The sequence below is a fragment of the Mesoplasma entomophilum genome (genome assembly GCF_002804125.1).
Lineage (GTDB): Bacteria > Bacillota_I > Bacilli_A > Mycoplasmatales > Mycoplasmataceae > Mesoplasma > Mesoplasma entomophilum.
Window position 1 is genome coordinate 357,914 of the sequence record NZ_CP024966.1, and the last position, 19,575, is coordinate 377,488.

General features: G+C 24.4%; 16 protein-coding genes. 14 read left to right on the forward strand and 2 right to left on the reverse strand.

The features are described from left to right. Window positions 1-20 precede the first annotated feature (20 nt). The 14 genes from MENTO_RS01615 (at window position 21) to parC (ending at window position 16,564) form a co-directional block, all read left to right on the forward strand. Complete coding sequence (locus MENTO_RS01615) at window positions 21-599, forward strand: hypothetical protein (RefSeq protein WP_099651139.1); 579 nt, start codon at window positions 21-23, stop codon at window positions 597-599. A 207-nt stretch (window positions 600-806) separates the two neighbouring features. After that, entirely contained in the window at window positions 807-947 is a 141-nt protein-coding gene (locus MENTO_RS03785; protein ID WP_157769389.1) for a hypothetical protein, read from the forward strand. A gap of 36 nt (window positions 948-983) precedes the next feature. Further along, window positions 984-1,634: a J domain-containing protein gene (locus tag MENTO_RS03880; protein ID WP_208611562.1), complete on the forward strand. Its 651-nt coding sequence runs from the start codon at window positions 984-986 to the stop codon at window positions 1,632-1,634. After that, a complete protein-coding gene (locus MENTO_RS01625; protein WP_099651141.1) occupies window positions 1,634-2,419 on the forward strand; it encodes an MFS transporter in 786 nt (261 codons plus the stop codon). The genes MENTO_RS03880 and MENTO_RS01625 overlap by 1 nt, the downstream gene beginning before the upstream one ends. An 18-nt stretch (window positions 2,420-2,437) precedes the next feature. Further along, window positions 2,438-3,157 (forward strand): hypothetical protein, encoded by a 720-nt coding sequence (locus tag MENTO_RS01630; RefSeq protein ID WP_099651142.1) that lies wholly within the window; start codon window positions 2,438-2,440, stop codon window positions 3,155-3,157. After that, window positions 3,150-3,863 carry an RsmE family RNA methyltransferase gene (locus MENTO_RS01635; protein WP_099651143.1) on the forward strand — a complete coding sequence of 238 codons (714 nt, stop codon included), beginning with the start codon at window positions 3,150-3,152 and terminating at the stop codon, window positions 3,861-3,863. Before MENTO_RS01630 ends, MENTO_RS01635 begins: the two co-directional genes overlap by 8 nt. A gap of 147 nt (window positions 3,864-4,010) precedes the next feature. Continuing rightward, window positions 4,011-5,060: a hypothetical protein gene (locus MENTO_RS01640; protein WP_099651144.1), complete on the forward strand. Its 1,050-nt coding sequence runs from the start codon at window positions 4,011-4,013 to the stop codon at window positions 5,058-5,060. Further along, window positions 5,060-5,683, forward strand: a complete 624-nt coding sequence (gene udk, locus MENTO_RS01645; RefSeq protein ID WP_099651145.1) for a uridine kinase — start codon at window positions 5,060-5,062, stop codon at window positions 5,681-5,683. The genes MENTO_RS01640 and udk overlap by 1 nt, the downstream gene beginning before the upstream one ends. A 122-nt stretch (window positions 5,684-5,805) precedes the next feature. Then, window positions 5,806-7,638: a hypothetical protein gene (locus MENTO_RS01650; protein ID WP_099651146.1), complete on the forward strand. Its 1,833-nt coding sequence runs from the start codon at window positions 5,806-5,808 to the stop codon at window positions 7,636-7,638. Window positions 7,639-7,654: 16 nt separating this feature from the next. Then, entirely contained in the window at window positions 7,655-7,888 is a 234-nt protein-coding gene (locus MENTO_RS01655; protein ID WP_099651147.1) for a hypothetical protein, read from the forward strand. A 1-nt stretch (window position 7,889) separates the two neighbouring features. Beyond that, window positions 7,890-9,809: an AIPR family protein gene (locus tag MENTO_RS01660; protein ID WP_099651148.1), complete on the forward strand. Its 1,920-nt coding sequence runs from the start codon at window positions 7,890-7,892 to the stop codon at window positions 9,807-9,809. A 106-nt stretch (window positions 9,810-9,915) separates the two neighbouring features. Next, window positions 9,916-11,859 carry a DNA topoisomerase IV subunit B gene (gene parE / locus MENTO_RS01665; RefSeq protein WP_099651149.1) on the forward strand — a complete coding sequence of 648 codons (1,944 nt, stop codon included), beginning with the start codon at window positions 9,916-9,918 and terminating at the stop codon, window positions 11,857-11,859. Window positions 11,860-11,876: 17 nt separating this feature from the next. Then, window positions 11,877-13,814, forward strand: coding sequence for a GmrSD restriction endonuclease domain-containing protein (locus tag MENTO_RS01670; RefSeq protein WP_099651150.1), 1,938 nt, complete (start codon window positions 11,877-11,879; stop codon window positions 13,812-13,814). Window positions 13,815-13,837: 23 nt separating this feature from the next. Then, window positions 13,838-16,564 carry a DNA topoisomerase IV subunit A gene (gene parC / locus MENTO_RS01675; protein ID WP_099651151.1) on the forward strand — a complete coding sequence of 909 codons (2,727 nt, stop codon included), beginning with the start codon at window positions 13,838-13,840 and terminating at the stop codon, window positions 16,562-16,564. A gap of 27 nt (window positions 16,565-16,591) precedes the next feature. Here the strand turns inward: parC and MENTO_RS01680 are convergent, their stop codons facing one another. Together MENTO_RS01680 and MENTO_RS01690 are read right to left on the reverse strand one after the other, a co-directional pair. Continuing rightward, window positions 16,592-17,284, reverse strand: coding sequence for a hypothetical protein (locus MENTO_RS01680; protein WP_099651152.1), 693 nt, complete (start codon window positions 17,282-17,284; stop codon window positions 16,592-16,594). A 420-nt stretch (window positions 17,285-17,704) separates the two neighbouring features. Further along, window positions 17,705-19,573, reverse strand: a complete 1,869-nt coding sequence (locus MENTO_RS01690; protein ID WP_099651154.1) for a glycoside hydrolase family 18 protein — start codon at window positions 19,571-19,573, stop codon at window positions 17,705-17,707. Window positions 19,574-19,575 lie beyond the last annotated feature (2 nt).

Genomic DNA, 19,575 nt, shown 5'->3' on the forward strand with positions numbered 1-19,575 from the left:
AAGTTTTTAGAAAGGGAAAAATGAGCATTGAAAATTTAAAAAGAAATAATATTTTCAAATACAAATGTCTAGAGTTAATATATTCAATAAATAAATTTCAAATTGAAAAACAATCGTGAAAATACTTTGATTTTGAAAATGTTTTGTTAACAAAATTACAGCCTACAGAATTAAATACTTTAACTTTTCTATTGAGATCTTTTAAGGAATTATATGAAAATGAAGATCCAAAAATATTTGAAGAAAATCAAAACATATTTTTTTTCGCACATAAATTTAGGAATGTAAATTGACACAAGGATTCCTATTTAAGCAACGTAAAAGACATAGCTGAATCAATGCTTCTTAAAAAAATATTGTCTTTTGATGATATTGAAAATATCAATAAAGTAATCGATAAAACTAAAAAAAATGAAAATAAAATATTAGACATAAGTTTAATATTTCAAAGAAATGCAAATTCTGATTTAGTATTACTTTTAATTGCAGATAATATTGAATATGTATATACTGTCGATGAGTCTTTTTTAATTTTAGTTTTTTCAATTTTTAACGAAGCATTAATAAATATGTACAGATTCCTTTTTAATGATTTATAAACTATTTTAATATAAAAATAAAGAATATTTCTTATGAAAAGACGCTCTAAATATATAAGGAAAGAAGATTTTGTTTATATTGATCCGTCATATGACAAAATAAAAAAATGATACATTTGCTCAATATAATAAAAATGAGTTTGGAAAAGATGAACAAATTAAGTTAGCAAAATTTATAGAAAAATTGAGTAAAAAGGGGCATATGTGATGATATCAAATCATAATACGGATTTTGTTAGAAAAATATATGCAAATTTTAAAATAGAAATATTTTATGCTAAGAAAACTATAAATTCAAGAACTGGCGGTAGAGGAAAAGTAGGAGAATTATTAATAACAAACTATTAAAAAAAGAATACAATGAGATTGTAAGAGGTTTTAATGATGAAAAATTCAAATTTTATTAATAACTTAAAAATACAAGAGCAACTTAAAGTAGAGTTGCTTTTTCTTTATGAACGCTTTTCAAATAAAACTATTAATTTAATGAATAAGTTATCATTTGAAATACAAAATATCAAAAACAATATTAATCAATTCACAGATACTGATTTTTCATCAAATTTATATAATGAATTTAAACTAAAAGTTTTAATGAATCAAGATATTATTGAAAACAAAATAGAATTAATTGATGAAAACTTCAAAGAAATTGATTTAAAAAAGCTTGAACAGTTAATGAATGAAATCATTTACAAATTAAATGAAAATTACATTTTAACTATTAAAAAATTAAAACAATTTATATTAGCAACATATGAAATTGATTTTGAATCAATTGAAATCAATTTTTCTAAAAACAAAAATAGGTTTGAAGACTTTTCACATAAAAATATATTAGGCTCTAATTCAAGTGGCGACTTCTGATCTTATGAAATACTGGGAATTAGTCTAAATGCTTCAGATATGCAAATAAAACAAGCTTATAAAACATTAGCTAAGAAGTATCATCCAGATAATAATAAGGACCCAGAAGCTGAAGAAATGATGAAACTAATAAATAAAGCATATAATATATTAAAAGGAAAAGAATAATGAAGAGTAAAATAAGAAAATTAAAATTGTCAATTGGTTTTTTATTAGCATTGGAAGCTTTAATTATATTATCAATGGTTATATTATCATTTAAATGATCATGACTAATCTTTTTAACAGCTGGAGTTGGATATATATTATTTGTATTACACAATTTAGTATTTGTAATAAGAAGAAAAGTTATTATAAAAAAATTTAATAATACAATTAAAGAAAATTTAATCTTTAAGTCATATATTGAAAAAAGAAATTATATTCATAACTTTTTAATATTTTATACATCATTTTTTATATTAGTATTTGTAACTATTGCAACAATAATATTTTTATTTGTAAATGATACAGATAATAGTATTGCCCTAGATTTATTAAGTTTAATTTCTGCTGCTTTAGTAATAGTTTCTCCATTTTTAGGAGCATTTTATAAAAAGATAGCAAATATAACGCAAACTGAAGGTGATATGAAAACTGATGCACTTAGAAAAGATATTAAATATGTAATAACAGGTAATACAAGTTTAAATAAGGCAATTAATGATATAAATTTAAATACTAAAACAATTGAACTATTAAAAAATGAAAAAGATATCAATTCACAAAAAATAGTAAAAAGATTAAATAATCGTATTAATAATATTAATGAACAAATTTCATTATTTGAAGTATATTTATTATTTGAAGCTTTCTTAAAAGAAATTGATGAAAAAGCTAAAATTAAAGAATTTAAAAACAATATTTTAACTAAAAATAACTTATCAGATATAGTAGCTATTTTAAATAAATAAAAGAAGGGAAAAACTATTATGAGCAATAGAATGAATGAAAAAATTGAAATGTCAGAACAAGAAATTAAGTATAGAGATTTAAAAATTCAAAAATATGTAATAAAAGATATTTTGCAAAAAGTTGTGAAAGCTGGTTTTGACAAAACAAATCTTTATTTTGTTTCTCAAGAAGGTGAAGCAAGACAAGCATATAAATTTATGATGTTTACTAAACAATGAGTAAGTTCTATTATTAAAGAAGTTGAGTTATTACCAATAAAAGAAAAATATAAAATTAAAGCTATAAAAAAACTAATAAAATTAGAAAACTTTGAAATAATTAAAGAAAAAAGATTAAAAACATATGAGATAGATCAAAAGTTTTTAGATTTAGTAATTCAAAAATTAATATCAAAGAATAAATTGATATCAATTAGAAAACTTAAGAAAAAACTTTTTATTTTAACTGATAATCGTAAGAAACAATATACTAATAATTTGAATGTTTTAAATAGTATTAATTTTAAAACAACACAAGACCAAAAGAAAAAGTATCAAAATTTATGAGATAAAGAATTAAACGAGTATTTAAAGGAAAGAGAAATAGCTTTAACTAGATTAAAAGACCCTAAGAGATATAATTTTTTAAATGATTATTATAAAAAAGATCCTAAGAATACATTATTAAAAGATTTTAAACCTGATAAAGAAAAATATGAGATATTTAAATTATTTATAAAAGGTGAATTCAATGTTTAGATATTTTGTTGAAATTAAAAAAGAAAATAATTTTATTATTAATAATAACGATGTGCATCATATAAAAAATGTTGTAAAACTTAAAAATAATGAAATTATTGAATGTGTTTATGAAAAAGAAGTTTATCAAACAAAGATTATTGATTTAACTATTGAAAATAATGTGATTGTTGAAATTATTAATAAAGTAGAAACAACAATAAGCAATGTTAAAAAAGTTTTAATAGCTGGAGTTTTAAGAGAACAAAAATGAGATTATTTATTGCAAAAATCAACTGAACTTGGAGTTGATGAGATCATTCCTGTTATTTTTAAACGAAATGTAGTAAAAATAGATGAAAAAAAGATTGATCAAAAACTTCAAAGATGACAAGCAATTTGTGATACAGCTGCTAAACAAGCAAAAAGAACAACAATTCCTGTTGTTAATAATTTAATAACTAATCTAAAAGACTTAAAAAACAATTTATGTGATTTAAATCTTGTGGCTTGAGAAGAAGAAAAAAATATTGAACTTAAAACATATTTAACACAAGACTTTAATTCAATTAGTTTTATTATTGGGTGTGAAGGTGGAATTGATGTTAGTGAAATTAAAATTCTGCATGAAATAGGTTTTAAAAATGTTAGTCTAGGAACTAATATATTAAGAGCAGAAACTGCTCCAACTTATATTTTAAGTAGCTTAATTTATGAAAATAAATAATCTTAGTATTTAAAATAAGGACCAATAAGTATATAATTAAAAAGTGTCTGGCACCGCCTTTCCTTAATTATCAATTATATTTTAGCCAGACACATCACCCTAACCGGTGATTTTTTTATATAATTAATATAATGTGAGGTAAATATTATGTTCCAATTATTAAAAGAATATGTTAATCAAAATAACAAAAAAGATAAAAGCAAATTAAATGAAATAAACGATATAAAACCATATTTTACAAGTGGTTCAGGGATTAGCAGCCCTTCATTTTCAAAAGATTTAAATGAGGCTATTATTTATATTAGCAATCATAAAACTTCAAATATTAATAATAAGTATGAAGATATAGTAGGAATTAAACAAATAAAATATTTCGGTAGAGCAAATGATTGAAAAATCGATCAAGAAATTTATAAGCCCACATCAAAAAATAAAGTAATGGAACTAGCATTTCAAAAAGAAAAAAAATTTAAATTGCATGTTTTTATAAAAAATAAACCTTCGCATTTTGTTTATTTAGGAGAATACTACATTAATAATAAAATGTGAATATCTGATCTGCAAAATATGCAGTATCAATTACTGCCTCATTTTGAAAGCAAAAAAAGAGATAATTATTTAAGAAGCTTAGCAATGAATGATAAAAGCAATATAAAAAGTCATAAAACAATAATTGTGAAAGAAAATTTAGCGCAGAATGATACTTCTGAATTAGTTGAAATATTAAGAGAAATTAAATATGCAGCTAATTATAATATAAAAGCATTTATAAATAATTCTTCGAAAACTTATGATGACGCAATAGACAAAATTCAGAAGTATAATTTAATACATGAAGAACAAATAAGAACATTTAGCAAATCTTTTGAAAACAATAAAAATTTTATTGTTAAAGAAGGTAAATTTGCAGATTTAGTTATAAAAGATTTTTCAAAGAAAAAAATTGATATTTATGAATTCAAGACTGTTCATGACAAAAATATAATTGGACAATTAACAAAATCAATAGGACAATTATATTTTTATGAATATTTGTTAAGAAAAGATTCAGATTTTTGGCAAGAAGAATATAAAGTTACTAAAAATATAGTTATGATTGAAGTTGAAAAAAATATAACTGATTTAAATTTTAATACAGTCAATAATTTTGTTGTAAATAATTCAGAAATGAATATAGAATGGAAGGAAGCATATTAATGAATAAAAAGGTTACTTTAATTTTAATCGCTGGTGGAACAGCCTCAGGTAAAACAACAGTTGCTGACAGAATAGCTAATGAAATTTTAAAAGGCAAATCAGTAACTCATATTTCAATGGATAATTATTATAAAGATTTTGGTGAATTAACTTTGGAAGAAAGAAGAAAAATAAATTTTGATCACCCAAATAGTGTTGATAGTGAATTACTTTTAAATGATTTACAAGCTTTAAAAGATTATCAACCAATTAAAGTTCCAGTTTATGATTTTAAAACTTCTTCAAGAACTAAAGAAACAATTACAGTTAAACCAAGTGATGTTGTAATTCTTGATGGTATTTTTGCATTAGCAATCAAAGAAATTAGAAAACTTGGAGATATTAAAATATTTATTAAAACTGCTAATGATTTAAGATTCATTAGACGTTTACAAAGAGATGTAAATGAAAGAGGCAGAACTTTAGAAAGTGTTATTGATCAATACTTAAATGAAGTTAAGCCAATGCATGACGCATTTATTGGGCCAAGTATTGAATATGCTGATTTAATTATTCCTTATAAAGAAGGAAATGAAGTTGCCGTTGATTTAGTAGCAACTAAAATATTAACTTTGTTATCTTAAAAAGCCATTTGGCTTTTTTATTTTATGATGCATAAAAATTCCAGTTTGTCAATGTCAATAGTTTTTTTGATTGAATTTAAATTAATAAGTGGTACATTCATAGTTGTTAGGATGGAAATAAAATGAATTTTGATTTTTTAAAAAAATTACCAGAACACAAAGAAAAGGAACTTCTTATAGAAAATATAACTGCTATTGAAAAGAATTTGGTTGATGATAAAGTAAAACATAGAATTAGAAATACAATGGAAATATTTTTTAAGACTTTTATACTAAATAAAAAGTTTAATAAATTAAAAGAACATATTTTAATTGATTTTGTAAAAAGTATTGAAAAGAAAATAGATCATTCTGATTTTCAAGAATTGGAATTAACAGTTATATATTTATGAAGATTAGGTAATCAAAATACTCATAGCAATAAAGTTGATATTTATAATTTTGACAGATCTTTAACAGATAATATTGCAGCGTTTAGAAGACTTCATTATTTAATTTCATTTCTAATGCACAAACATTTAGGTATTATATTTAATTTAAAATCTTTTGATGATTCAATCTATTTAAGAGATTATATGACCGTTGATTCTAAAGTTTTTAACAATGATATTATTTTTGAAAATGAAAATTTAGTTAAAACTTTTAGTGTAAGTAACATAGGTATTGAATTATTTAAAATATTAGAAAATAAAAGTTCAATATTAATTGATTCAACATTCACAAAAACAATTAGAAAAATACAATTAGTTTTAAAAAGCATTCTAAACTCAGGTAATAATAAAGCTCCATATTCATTAGGTACTATTGGAATTGCAATAAATGAACATACAGATACGTATTTAGTTAATGGAAAGATGAGACTTCTTTTATATTTCTTTTCCTTAAAATCTTTAAGAAGTGAAATAAAAGAAAGAGAAATGCAAGAATTAAAGTATTCAAAAAATATATCAACCATTTTCGAACCATCATTTGAAAATATTGAATATTTTAAATCTGAAAATAATTTAGATGCGGTTAAAAGACAAGTTGATGACATAAATTTAATATTAAGTTCTCAACATACATCCTGAAGAAGTCTATGTGAAGAATTGAAAACACAAGAAATTTTTGAAATTTATGAATGCATAAAGAATTTTATTTTTGAATTAACAGACGAAGAATTTTCAAATTTTGTTCTTGGCTTATTTCAATATAGTCAAATTTTTATGATTAACTTTAACAAAGATAAAATAAATAAAAATATTATTTCCAATTTCTTACAAGAAAATGATGATGTGATATTTCCAATACAGATTTTAAGAGGTGCTTTTAAAAATGATAGTAAAACTGAAAGTGATTTATTAAAAAGTAGCTATATTAAAAAAGAAAAAAATACTAAACAACTTGTTGCAGATGATTACATTATTAGAAATAGAGGGAATTGAATTGATTTATTTAAAATGCAAAATAAATATTTAATTGATCCTGTTATTGAATGTTTAGTTAATGATAAAGATGAAACCTATGCTTGATTATTCAGATATAAATATAATAATAAAGTATATCTTTTCTTTATGTTAACAAGAAATGATAATAAAGAATGCTATTTTGATTTTGAAGTATTTAATGAAATAGTTAATGAATATAAAGAAAGGTACAACGAAAATTTAGATTTTATTCCTTACTTAGGTTTTTTCTCTAAAATTGCATTAAATAGTTTTGAAACGGATATTGAATATATTAATTTACGTTTTATAGAGCCAAAAGACTTTTGACAAGCATATTATAAAGAACCTGAATGTATAGATATCAAAAAAGCTTTAATAAAGACTAACTTTATTAAGGAAGGGAAAACAACACATATTGGTGAAATTACACCGATATTAAAAGTTAATGAAAAATCAAATTTGTTAATAACAGAAAATGATTTAGTAAAAGCAACTAGTTCAGTTTATAGGGTCAAATTTAAATACTAAAAAGGAGTACGATTATATGAATAAAATAACAACATGTCTACATATACATAAGACAATAAAAATCTGTAAAGCAGGCACAATTAGAGATAGAATAAAAGATAATATAATTTATCTAGCTTGTGATAGACTAGTGATAACTAATGAGTGCATGGATTGTGAAAAGATTTTTAATTGAGCATGAGTTGATGATGAAAACGTAAAAAACTTTTACAAGGAAAAACAATATAATTGAATGAAAGAGGACAAGTAATATGAAATTAAAATTTAATAGTACAATAGATAATAAAATGAGCATGGTAAGACATAATTTTAAAAGTGAATTAGATACTTTTTTCAGAGTTTATCGTGATGAATATATTTATAATGAATATGAAGGAATTGAAAACGAAAAAGAATTTTTAAACTCAGGTAATTTAAAAATGATTTTCGAAAGCATTGATCAAGATTTAGAAATATTTCTTTTAAACGAATTAGATTTTTTATCTGAAGATGATCTTTTTAAAGCTATAAAAAAGGATATATCAAGTGATTTTATTCAATTTAAAAATAAAAATATGCAGGAAGTTAAATGATTTAATCATGCTTTAAGCCAAATAGAAAATTATGTTGAAAATAATTATATACCCAAATTAATATTTAATTTTAATTATTTAAACAAATTACCTAATAAAATCTTTACAAACTTTATAAATATGCAAATAAAAGAACTTGAAGCATTATTTAGCGATATGTTTAATAAAAAAATTCAAGTTCAAATAAGAATATTAGGTTTCGCGCAATTAAATATCAAAACAATGCAATATATTTCAGAAGAAGGGGTTTATGGTAGAACAACTTTAGAATATTTAAAAACAACTGCAACAGCTGAAGGATCAGTTTTAAAATTTGGAGATACAAATGATGGCGTAATAACCAGATTAGCTGTTATTAAAGCTTCAAGCTTGAAGAAAATTTACAAGAAATTAGAAGAAAATTATGATCTTAATAGTTTATTTTCTTGAAATGTAAGAGAATATTTTAAAGATAACAAAGTTGATAAAAAAATAAAAAAAACTTTGGAAAATAAGCCTAATGATTTTTTTACTTTTAATAATGGTTTAACAATAATAGGAGAAAACATTGAAAGAGATGGAACAAATATTAAAATTGATAAAATGTGTATTTTAAATGGTGCTCAAACAACAACACTTATAAGCACAATTGATGATGATAAACTTGAAGATGTTGGAGTTTTTGCAAAAATAATTGACATTAGTTCATTTAAAAATGATGAAGAAAAGCAAGAATATATTTCTTCTTTATCTCAAGCTTCAAATAACCAAAAACCAGTGAAAACACAAGATCTTCTTTCTCAAGAGCAAAAAATAAGAGAGTACATCAAAGGTTTTAATTCTAAAGTATCAGGTAATGATGAATTAAAAATTATATTTAAGAGTAAAAAAGGATCGATAGTTGAAAAAAATAAAGATGTTAAAATATTGACTGTTGAAAGTTTCTTGAAAAATGCATTATGATCTGTTTGTTTACAACCTGGTTTAGCAAGAAGTGGTTTTGGAGATTTTTTAAATAAAGATCAAGCATCTACAAATAGTTTTGAAAAAATATTTAGTATTTTTGATTTATTAGACAATAAAAAAGAAAGCAATTTATTTTTAATTAAAGATATTTTAGAAATGGATGCAATGATGAATTCAATTAAGTCTAAAATGATTAGAGAGTTTAAGTCAAAAATTGAAATGACCACTATTGAAAGAATTAAACAGAATACTTTGTTTAATATTGAAGTACTTAATAATGCTAAATTGTTTATTCAGTCAACTATTTTTTACTTATGAATTCATTTAAAATTTCCCGAGATAGAAAACGAAACACTTGATATAAACAAAATTGATCAATTATTCTCTTTTTACAAGAAAAATAAAGTAATGGATAGTATATTCAAGAAAAACAGAAATACTGAAAATGATTTAGATATTCGATTTGAAACTTTTTTTAATGTCGTTTTTCTTAAAATTGTTGAAATTATTAAAGAAATTAAAAGCTCAAGTGTTTCTGTAACCAACTTCACAAAAACGCAATCATCATTTAAAACATTCATTAAAGAATTTGTAAATGAAATAGAGGCAGAACCCGAAATTTTAGAAAAATGTAATTTATTATTTAATTTATAATTAAAAAAGCATAGTAAAAATGCTTTTTTCTTTTATTAAAAGCAAAAAAACACTTATTAATTTATAATTAATATATTATTAGACTTTATGTGTAGAGGGAGAATACATGGCAAAAGAAGTAAAATATGATGAATCGGCCATTCAGGTCCTTGAAGGTTTAGAAGCTGTTAGAAAACGTCCAGGGATGTATATTGGTTCAACTGATGTTAGAGGACTACACCACTTAGTATGAGAAATTGTAGATAACTCAATCGATGAAGCTTTAGCTGGATATTGTACAGAAATTAATGTAACTTTAGAAAAAAATGGAAGTGTCACTGTTGCTGATAATGGACGTGGAGTTCCAATTGGAATGCACTCAACAGGAAGACCAACACCTGAAGTTATTTTTAGTGTACTTCATGCTGGAGGAAAATTTGGTGGAAGTGGTTATAAAACATCAGGAGGACTTCATGGGGTTGGGTCATCTGTTGTTAATGCTTTATCTAAAAAATTTAATGTAACAATTTATCGTGATAAAAAAGTTAATGAAATTGAATTTACTAATGGAGGAAAATTAAATATTCCTTTAACAGAAGTTGGAACAACTAACAAAACTGGTACTGTTGTTAACTTCTTACCAGATGATTCAATTTTTAATACTACAAAATTTAACTTCACAACAATTAGTGAAAGATTAAAAGAATCAGCTTTATTAAACTCAGGTTTAAAAATAACTATATCTGATAAAGTTAATGATAAGTTTGTTGAATATCAATTTGAAAATGGTTTAGTAGAGTTTGTTAAAGAATTATCAAGTGAATTTACTCATATTACTGATCCTGTTGTTATTACTGGAGAATCAAAAAGAATTGCTTCAGAAATTTGTATTCAATATACAGAAGATTTTAATGAAACTATTTTAGGTTTTGCTAATAATGTTAAAACTGGAGATGGTGGAACACATATTACAGGTTTTAAAACTGGATTAGTTAGAGCAATTAATGATTATGCTAAAAATAATAAAATCTTAAAAGATAAAGATCCAAGATTAGATTCAAATGATTTAAGAGAAGGATTAGTAGCTATTGTTACTGTTAAAATTCCTGAAGACTTAATTGAATATGAAGGACAAACTAAAGGTAAGTTAGGTACACCAGATGCTAAAACAGCTGTTGAACAAGTTACTTATGACTTTATGAACTTCTGATTAATTGAAAATAAAGTACCTGCTACAAAAATTATTGAAAAAGCAATGTTAGCAAGAAGAGCTAGAGAAGAAGCCCGTAAAGCAAGACAAGCAATTCGTGATTCAAAAGGTAAAAAAACAACAAGAGCAATGTTAGGTAAATTAACACCAGCTCAAGGTAGAAAAAAAGAAATTAATGAATTATATCTTGTTGAGGGGGATTCAGCTGGAGGAAGTGCTAAATCTGGAAGAGATCGTACATTCCAAGCTATTCTACCTTTAAGAGGAAAAGTTATTAACTCTGAAAAAGCTAAATTAACAGAATTAATGAAAAATGAAGAAATTCAAACAATCATTACTGCAATTGGTGCTGGAATTGGTCAAGACTTTGATGTTAGTGACATTAACTATGGAAAAGTTATTATTATGACCGATGCTGATACTGATGGTGCACATATTCAAACTTTATTATTAACATTCTTTTACAGATATATGAAAGACTTAATTATTAATAAACATGTATTTATTGCATTACCACCATTATATAAATTAACTTTTGCAGATCGTAAATTTATTTATTTATGAGATGAACAAGAATTAGCTGATTATGCTAAAACAGCTACTAAAAAATATGAAATCCAACGTTATAAAGGACTTGGAGAAATGAATGCTGATCAATTATGAGAAACAACAATGAATCCTTCACAACGTAAATTAATTGTGGTAACTATTGAAGATGCATTAATGGCAGAAAAATCATTCAGAACTTTAATGGGTGAAGATGCTGAAAAACGTAAAGTATGAATTCAAGAAAATGTTAAATTTACATTAGAAGATAATGATGATGCAATCATCTTAAATGAAAAACAAGAAAATAACTAGAAAGAGATGCATAAAAAATGAAACCTACACAAAATGTTGAATCAAGTCCTAAATTAATACCAGTGCGAAATCTTTTAGAGAATCTTGAAAATGGAAAATTAGAATTGCCTATTTTTCAAAGAAATAAAGTATGAACTAATAAAATGAAGGAAAGATTTAAAGAATCACTTTCTAAAAATTACCCTTTTGGTTCAATATTAATTCATCAAAAAGCATATGATGAAAGACAGTTACTTATAGACGGTTATCAAAGGTTATCGACAATAAAAGAGTTTTGTGAGCAACCATTTAATTCTTTAAAATGGGAAGAATTTAATATTAATGATGATCAACTACTTGATATATTAAAAAATGAAAAAATAATGAAAAAATTTAAAAATCAAATTATTTATAAGTTTCAAATTGAAAGAAATGCAACAACTTATCAAATTATTAAAAATGTTTTAAATGATATTATTTTAAAACAAAAGAATAGTGATCAATTTAATATTTTGCAACTAGCTGATAAAATTGAACCACTTATATCTTTTAAAATAGATGAAATAAAAAGAAAAAGTGAAAATTTGAAAGATACAACTATTCCTGTCATAATAGTGACAACATTTGATCAACATGAAGTTATTGCGGATATATTCACAAAACTTAATACTTCAGGACAGAAGTTATCTAAATATGAAATAGCAGCAGCTGATTGACAAGACATTCAAATTAAAATAAATGATTATAAAAATGATTCATTTTCAAAACAAATAGTGGATAAAATAAAAGAAAAGTATAAATACTACGAGGAAAACAAAAATAAAACGGGTATTCAAATGAACAAAAAAGCATCTGACTTAGATAAAGATGCAAGCATTGATCTATTTGAATTATTATTTGGTTTTTCAAAAGTTCTTGAAGACATAAGTAATAATTTGTTTTTGCCTACTAAAAATAAAAAAATTGATATTTTTGAAGAAGGTTTTGAAATTATAAATTATTGCATGGGTGGAGTAAATAAAAACTTTGATAAACTTAATAAGAAATTTATTGAATTTTTTAATATAAAAAATAATAATATTGAGCTTAATGAGATAGTTAGTTTATTAAAATATGTTAAAACTACTGTTAAAGCTGTAAATGACTACTTTGGTCATGATTCAAACAAGATATTATTAGGCTCATTAAATAATAAAAATATTGTTTGAGGAACTAACGAGAAAGAAGATGCGGGAAGTTTATTAAAACCAAGTAAATTTCAATCAATTTCATTTGTAGTCGAAATTTTTAGAACAATATTTAGAAATAACAATAAATTTGAAAATTACAATGAAAAATTTGATCAAGAAATAACTAAAGAAATACAAAATAATTTTTACCTAGCTCAGCACTATGTATATGATACTTTTAATGATTTATTTAGTAAGTCATCAAATAAAACAGTTGATGACATAATTTCATCCAACATTTTTAGATATAATAAACCAATTGAAAAAGGGGAAATGCTTTATTCAGTCGAGAAAGTTATAAACAATTTTAATGTGAAATCCAACAATAACAAGAGCAAAAGGCCAAAGTTTGATAAATCAATTCGAATACTTATATCTATAACTTATCAAAATATTCTAAGTACAACTTATAACATTGATAGTTATCACATAGATCATTTAATACCATTTAAAATAAGTGAAAATAAGAATGAAAAAATTGATATTAATAGATTAGGAAATCTTGCATTAATAGATTCGGAATCCAATTCAATAAAATCTGATAAAGATTTGTATAAACTTATTAAAGGTGAAATTTTTAGTACAGAAGAAGTTGAAAATTGAACTTTTATTAATAGAAATGAATTTGGATTATTTAGTTTTGAAGGTAAAGAATGAAAGCAAATTGAAAAAGATTTACAAAATATGTCAGAAATACGAGAAAGCAGATACATTGAAAAGTTTATGAAATTTTGAAAATATAGTTAGAAATCAAGAAAGGAGAAATATACATGGCAAAAAAAATAGATAATTCAAATATTGAATCTGAAAAAGGAATAATTAGTTATGCTTTAGAAGACTTAATGGGTGAACGTTTTGGTAGATATGCTAAATACATTATTCAAGAACGTGCATTACCAGATGCTAGAGATGGTTTAAAACCAGTTCAAAGACGTATTTTATATGCAATGAATGAATTAAATCTAACTTATGATAAACCATATAAAAAATCAGCTAGAGTAGTTGGAGAAGTTATTGGTAAGTACCACCCACATGGTGATACATCAATTTATGATGCAATGGTTCGTATGAGTCAATGATGAAAACTAGGAATGCCTTTAATTGATATGCAAGGTAATAACGGATCTATTGATGGTGATAGTGCAGCTGCAATGCGTTATACTGAAACTCGTTTAGCAAAAATTAGTGATTTAATGTTAGATGACTTAAATAAAAATACAGTTAAGTTTGCACCTAACTTTGATGATAGTGAAAAAGAACCAACTGTTTTACCAAGTTATTTCCCTAACATTCTAGTTAATGGATCAACAGGAATTGCTGCTGGTTATGCTACAAACATGCCTCCACATAACCTTGGTGAAATTATTGATGCAACTATTAAATTAATTAGAACTCCAAATACTAGAATAGATACTATTTTAGAAATCGTTAAAGGACCAGATTTCCCAACTGGAGGAACTGTTCAAGGTCGTAATGGTATTAAAGATGCATTTACAACAGGAAAAGGTAAAGTTATTGTTAATTCAAAATGACATGAAGAAGATAATAACATCATTATTGATGAAATCCCTTATGAAGTTGTTAAACAAGATTTAGTTAAAAAAATTGGTGATGTTATTGACGCTAATCCAGGTTTAGGGATCTTAGAAGTAAGAGATGAAACTGATCGAAATGGATTAAGAATAGCAATTGATTTAAGTGATAAAGCTAATTTAGATACAGTTAGAAAATTTTTATTTAAATCAACTCCATTAAGTATTTCATATAACTATAACAATGTGGCTATTGTTGATTTACAACCTAAACAATTAGGAATTATTGAATTAATTCATGCATATATTGCTCACTATAAAGAAGTATTTACATTTAGAACTCAATTTGATTTAAATAAAGCTGAAAAACGTTTAGAAATTATTTTAGGTTTAATTAAAGCAATGAGTATTTTAGATCAAGTTATCTCAGTAATTAGAAGTTCAACAAATAGAAGTGATGCTATTGAAAACTTAGTTTCAAAATTTATATTCTCTCAACCTCAAGCAGCAGCTATTGTTGATATGAGACTATATCGTTTAACTTCAACTGATGTGGTTAAACTACAAAATGAAAAAGAAGAATTAGATGTAAACATTGCTAAGTTAAAAGCTATTTTAAATAGTGAAGAAGTAATGGATAATGAAATTATTAATCGTTTACGAGAAGTTAAAAAACAATTCCAAACTCCAAGAAGATCAACTGTTGAAGATAGCATTGAAAACTTAGATGTTGAGCAAAAAGAAGTATTAGTTGAACATGAATATAACTTATGAATTTCAAAAGATGGATATTTAAAAGCTATTGAATCAAAACTAATTAGTAAAAATGATCCTGCTGTATTTGGTAGAAAACCAAACGATATGTGAATTGCAGCTGGAGAAGTAAGTAACTTACAACATTTAATCTTAATCACAAATAAAGGAACATACTATTCAATTCCTTTATATAAATTACCAATGAGTAAATGAAGAGACATGGGAGTTCATGTTAACACTATTGCTACAATGGATCCAAGTGAACATATTGTTAGTGCATTTGTAGTTAAAGATTTTGCTGAAGCTTTACAACAAATCTTAATCACAAGTAAAAATGGAAACATTAAACGTATACCAGTTAAAGATTTAGAAACAAAAATCTTTACACGTGCATTTAGAATTATGAAATTAGATGCAGCTGATGAAATTGTTAGTGCTAGTCTAATTACTTCAAAAACTAGAACTTGTGGAATTATTACAAGAAATGGTTATGGGGTAAGATACCATATTGAAGATATTCCTGTTCAAGGAACTAATTCAAAAGGAGTTAAAGCAGCTAATCTAAAAGAAGATTACATAGTTGCAGGTTTAGGATTAACAAGTGAAGATACTATTATGTATCTAACTGAAAAAGATGGAGTTAAAAAATTCAGAAATGAAGATTTACCAATCTATATTAGACCAAAACGTGGAGTAAGAGTATTACCAGAACGTAAACGTGGAACTGAATACATTACATTTGTATTTAACTTTAATGCAAATGAAGAAAACATTATTAAAACAATTGATACTCAAGATATGTATCAAGAAGTTAATGTAAACAAATATCGTCATATTGAATTAACTAGTGTAACTGGTGATTTTGATATTAAAGATGTTGCATTTGCTAGTTTAAGTGAAATTAATAAGGTTAAACCAAACGATATGCCCCCAGGTGCTTTAAATGCTGATGATGATGCTGAAGGATATGTGTCTAAAGAAGAAATTAGAGCACGTCAAGAAGCAAACAAAGGTAAAGTGTCAGCTAAAGTAGTGGTAAGCAAAAATGTTAAAGAAGAAAGCGAAAAACGTATTCAATCATTAACTGGTGGTTTAAGTGATTTACTAGGAGATATTTCTTCAGTATTAGGAACACCAAGTAAACCAAAACCCAAAAAAGAAGTTAAAGATGAATTTCAATTAGATCTAAGTGAACTACTAGAAGAATAAAAAAATCAACTTTATAAGTTGATTTTTTTATTTAAATCATAATTCAAAAAATTCTTCAGGATTATTTTTCAAAAGTTTAGAATTTTCATTATAAAAATTTCAAAATTTAACTGCTTTTTCAATTTCATCATTACAAATTTCAATTCTAACAATCAAATCATTAACTAATAAATTATTTTTTTTATCTTTTAAAGTATCAAGTTCTACTAAATTTTTTTGATAAATAATTTGATATTTTTCTAATTGACTATCAGATTCAATTGAAATTGATTTCTCATACTTAATTGTGCTTTTATTGGCTCATCTTCATATTAAACTAAATAGTCCGTATAAAGAAGAAACTAAAAGTAAAATAAAACTTACTGTATCAAAAACTTGATTTAATGTTATGTTTAAAGAATTTTTAATGCCAAAGTTTGGCAAAATGAAATAAATTAAACTAATAAATAATATATTAATAAAAAACATTATAAAAAAAGTTAAAAATAAATAAGCTCAAGAATATTTTTCTCTTTTATTTCTTTCAATTTTAACAAGTCTTTTTAGTAAATCACTTGAATCATTAAACTTTGCTTTTTTACTTAAAATTATTTTGTACTTTTTTAATACTGTTTTTTCATTTCTATAAACAGATAATACAATTATACAAATAAAAAACGCTATTATTCAAATAAACATTAAAACAACTCAAATGCTTGTTATTCAACTTAGTATATTCAAAATAACACTCCCCCTTTCTGTTATTTATATGTAAATAAAATAGTTATTCTTTTTCAAACTAAATATATAGAGTTCAGCAAATGTTTTTTTGTGTTTTCTTTATCACCTATATAAAATGGATTTGGATTTGAACTTCATGTTGAAGTTAAATAAATAAATAAATAAATAAATTCGTTATCTATAGCAGCAAAAACTTTGTTAAGTAGAAGTCTTCTGCAAATCATAAATTATTTACTATTGCTTATTCACTTTCATGTGAGCAATATAGCTGAGCCCTTATTTTATTTTATTTTTAAAATACCATTAGATTAAATATTTTATTTAGAATTGTAACAATATTTTTTGTAAATTAGAAGTATATAAAATATAATCTAATATTAATATTTTTTATTAATAAGTTAAATATCTATCACATTTATTCTAAACTAATTCTCAATCACCTGAGAATACTCTTGTAAAGTCATATTCATTAAGATATAAAAGTCCATGTGAAGTTTGAGATTTATTTGCTGGTTGACCTCCAAACACTCCTCCTGGATAATTAGGATCATCATAAATTGGATAGCTTAAACCTCTATCATCATTAATTGATCACATAGAAATATAATCAATACCAATTGTGTGACTTCAATTGTAAAAATCTTTAGCGTCTTCTAACGTGAAAACACCTTTTTCAGTATCATTAACACCAATCATTGGAGTTGAACCCATCATGGCATAAGTTTGAGCATCAGTTATTGTTTGATGAAATTCAGTTTTAATAATTGATTGAATTTGTCGCATTGTCGATTCAGTTGCTTGTTTAGCTAAATCAAAGTTTGTTTTTCCTTCAGCTATTGCTTTTTCATAAATATCATTACCATAATCCATAACCATAGGATTAAATTTAGGTAAATCATTAACACTTAAACCAACTTTTGCATATTCTTGAATAAATGTTTCAACAACTTGCATTCCTTTATTAGGGCCACTTATTAATCCATCATTTAATACAGCTACAGTTACTGAAAAGTCTCATTCTTTATCAGCCTTTTTCATTCCAGCTATTGTTCTAGCTAATAAAGCAGTATCATTTTTATATTTATCATCTTGGGCTCCACCTTCGATATCAAAGTCTATCTTTTTAACCATTTTTTGACCAACTAAATTAGCCAATTCTTGTTGGTAATCAATAAATGCTTGTTCTAACATCTTTTGTGCTTTAACTTGATCATCTGGAGCTAATTTTGTTGCTAAAATTCAAGGTAAATTTTTTTCTGGAGCTTCTCCAGCATTATAGCCTCCATAAGAAACTCTTGAATTTTTAAATAAATCCCTACTTGCTAAGGGTTTTAAAATGTCAGGCAATAGTTTATGTTCAGTATATCATTTATATCCTTCAGTAGTTTTGTCTAAACCAGCAAATGATATTGATAATTTATCTTGATTTTTGTTATCTTGATTCGCAAAAGCAAAAGTTAAACCATCTATATTTTTGTTTTGTTGTAGAATATCTTCAACTTTATCACCATTGTATAAAGCAGCATCAATATAAGGAACAAATTTTGTCTTACTATTAGTTTTAACTTGTTCTATGTATTTTTCTTTTCTATTTGGATTAGCTTCTTGTCAATCATAATAATGACTTTTGCCTTTACCTATTGGATTCTCAATATATTTTTCTTCATAAACACTAACTTTAAATTTGACAGGTTCATATCTACCAACATTAACAGTAATAATATCTTGACCTTTGTTTCCTAAAGATTTTATTTTTAAAGTTCTTCCTTCAACAGTTACATCAGTAACATTTGATTTTTGAGGATAGTTATTTGCATTTCCCACGGAAGGAATATAGGCTTCTGACTTAGCAGTTATTTTTAAGTTTTCATTGTAATTAGTAATATCTAACTCAATTTCTTTTTCTCATTCTTTTGCTAAGTCTAGTCTCTGATCTTTTATTTTTGAAATTACAACTTGTCCAGTTATTGGTTTAATAAGTGCATTTTTGATAATAAAAGTATTAGAATCAATTTTATAGTTTTGTTCAATTGTTACTTTAACAGTAACATCTGTTTGATTCGAATTTCTAGTAGCAATTAATGAAACAACTCCATCATTTTTTTTTGTAATTTTTTCAAGTTCTTTGTTAACTTCATTTATGTTTTCTAAATTTTTAATTGCGGTTGTTTGATTTGCAATATATTTAACTCTTAAAAAATTTGATTCTTTAGCGCTACATGCAATTATTGGTAGTGGCGCAGCAGCTGCAATTGTTAAAGAAGATAATATAGCAATAAGTTTTTTCATTT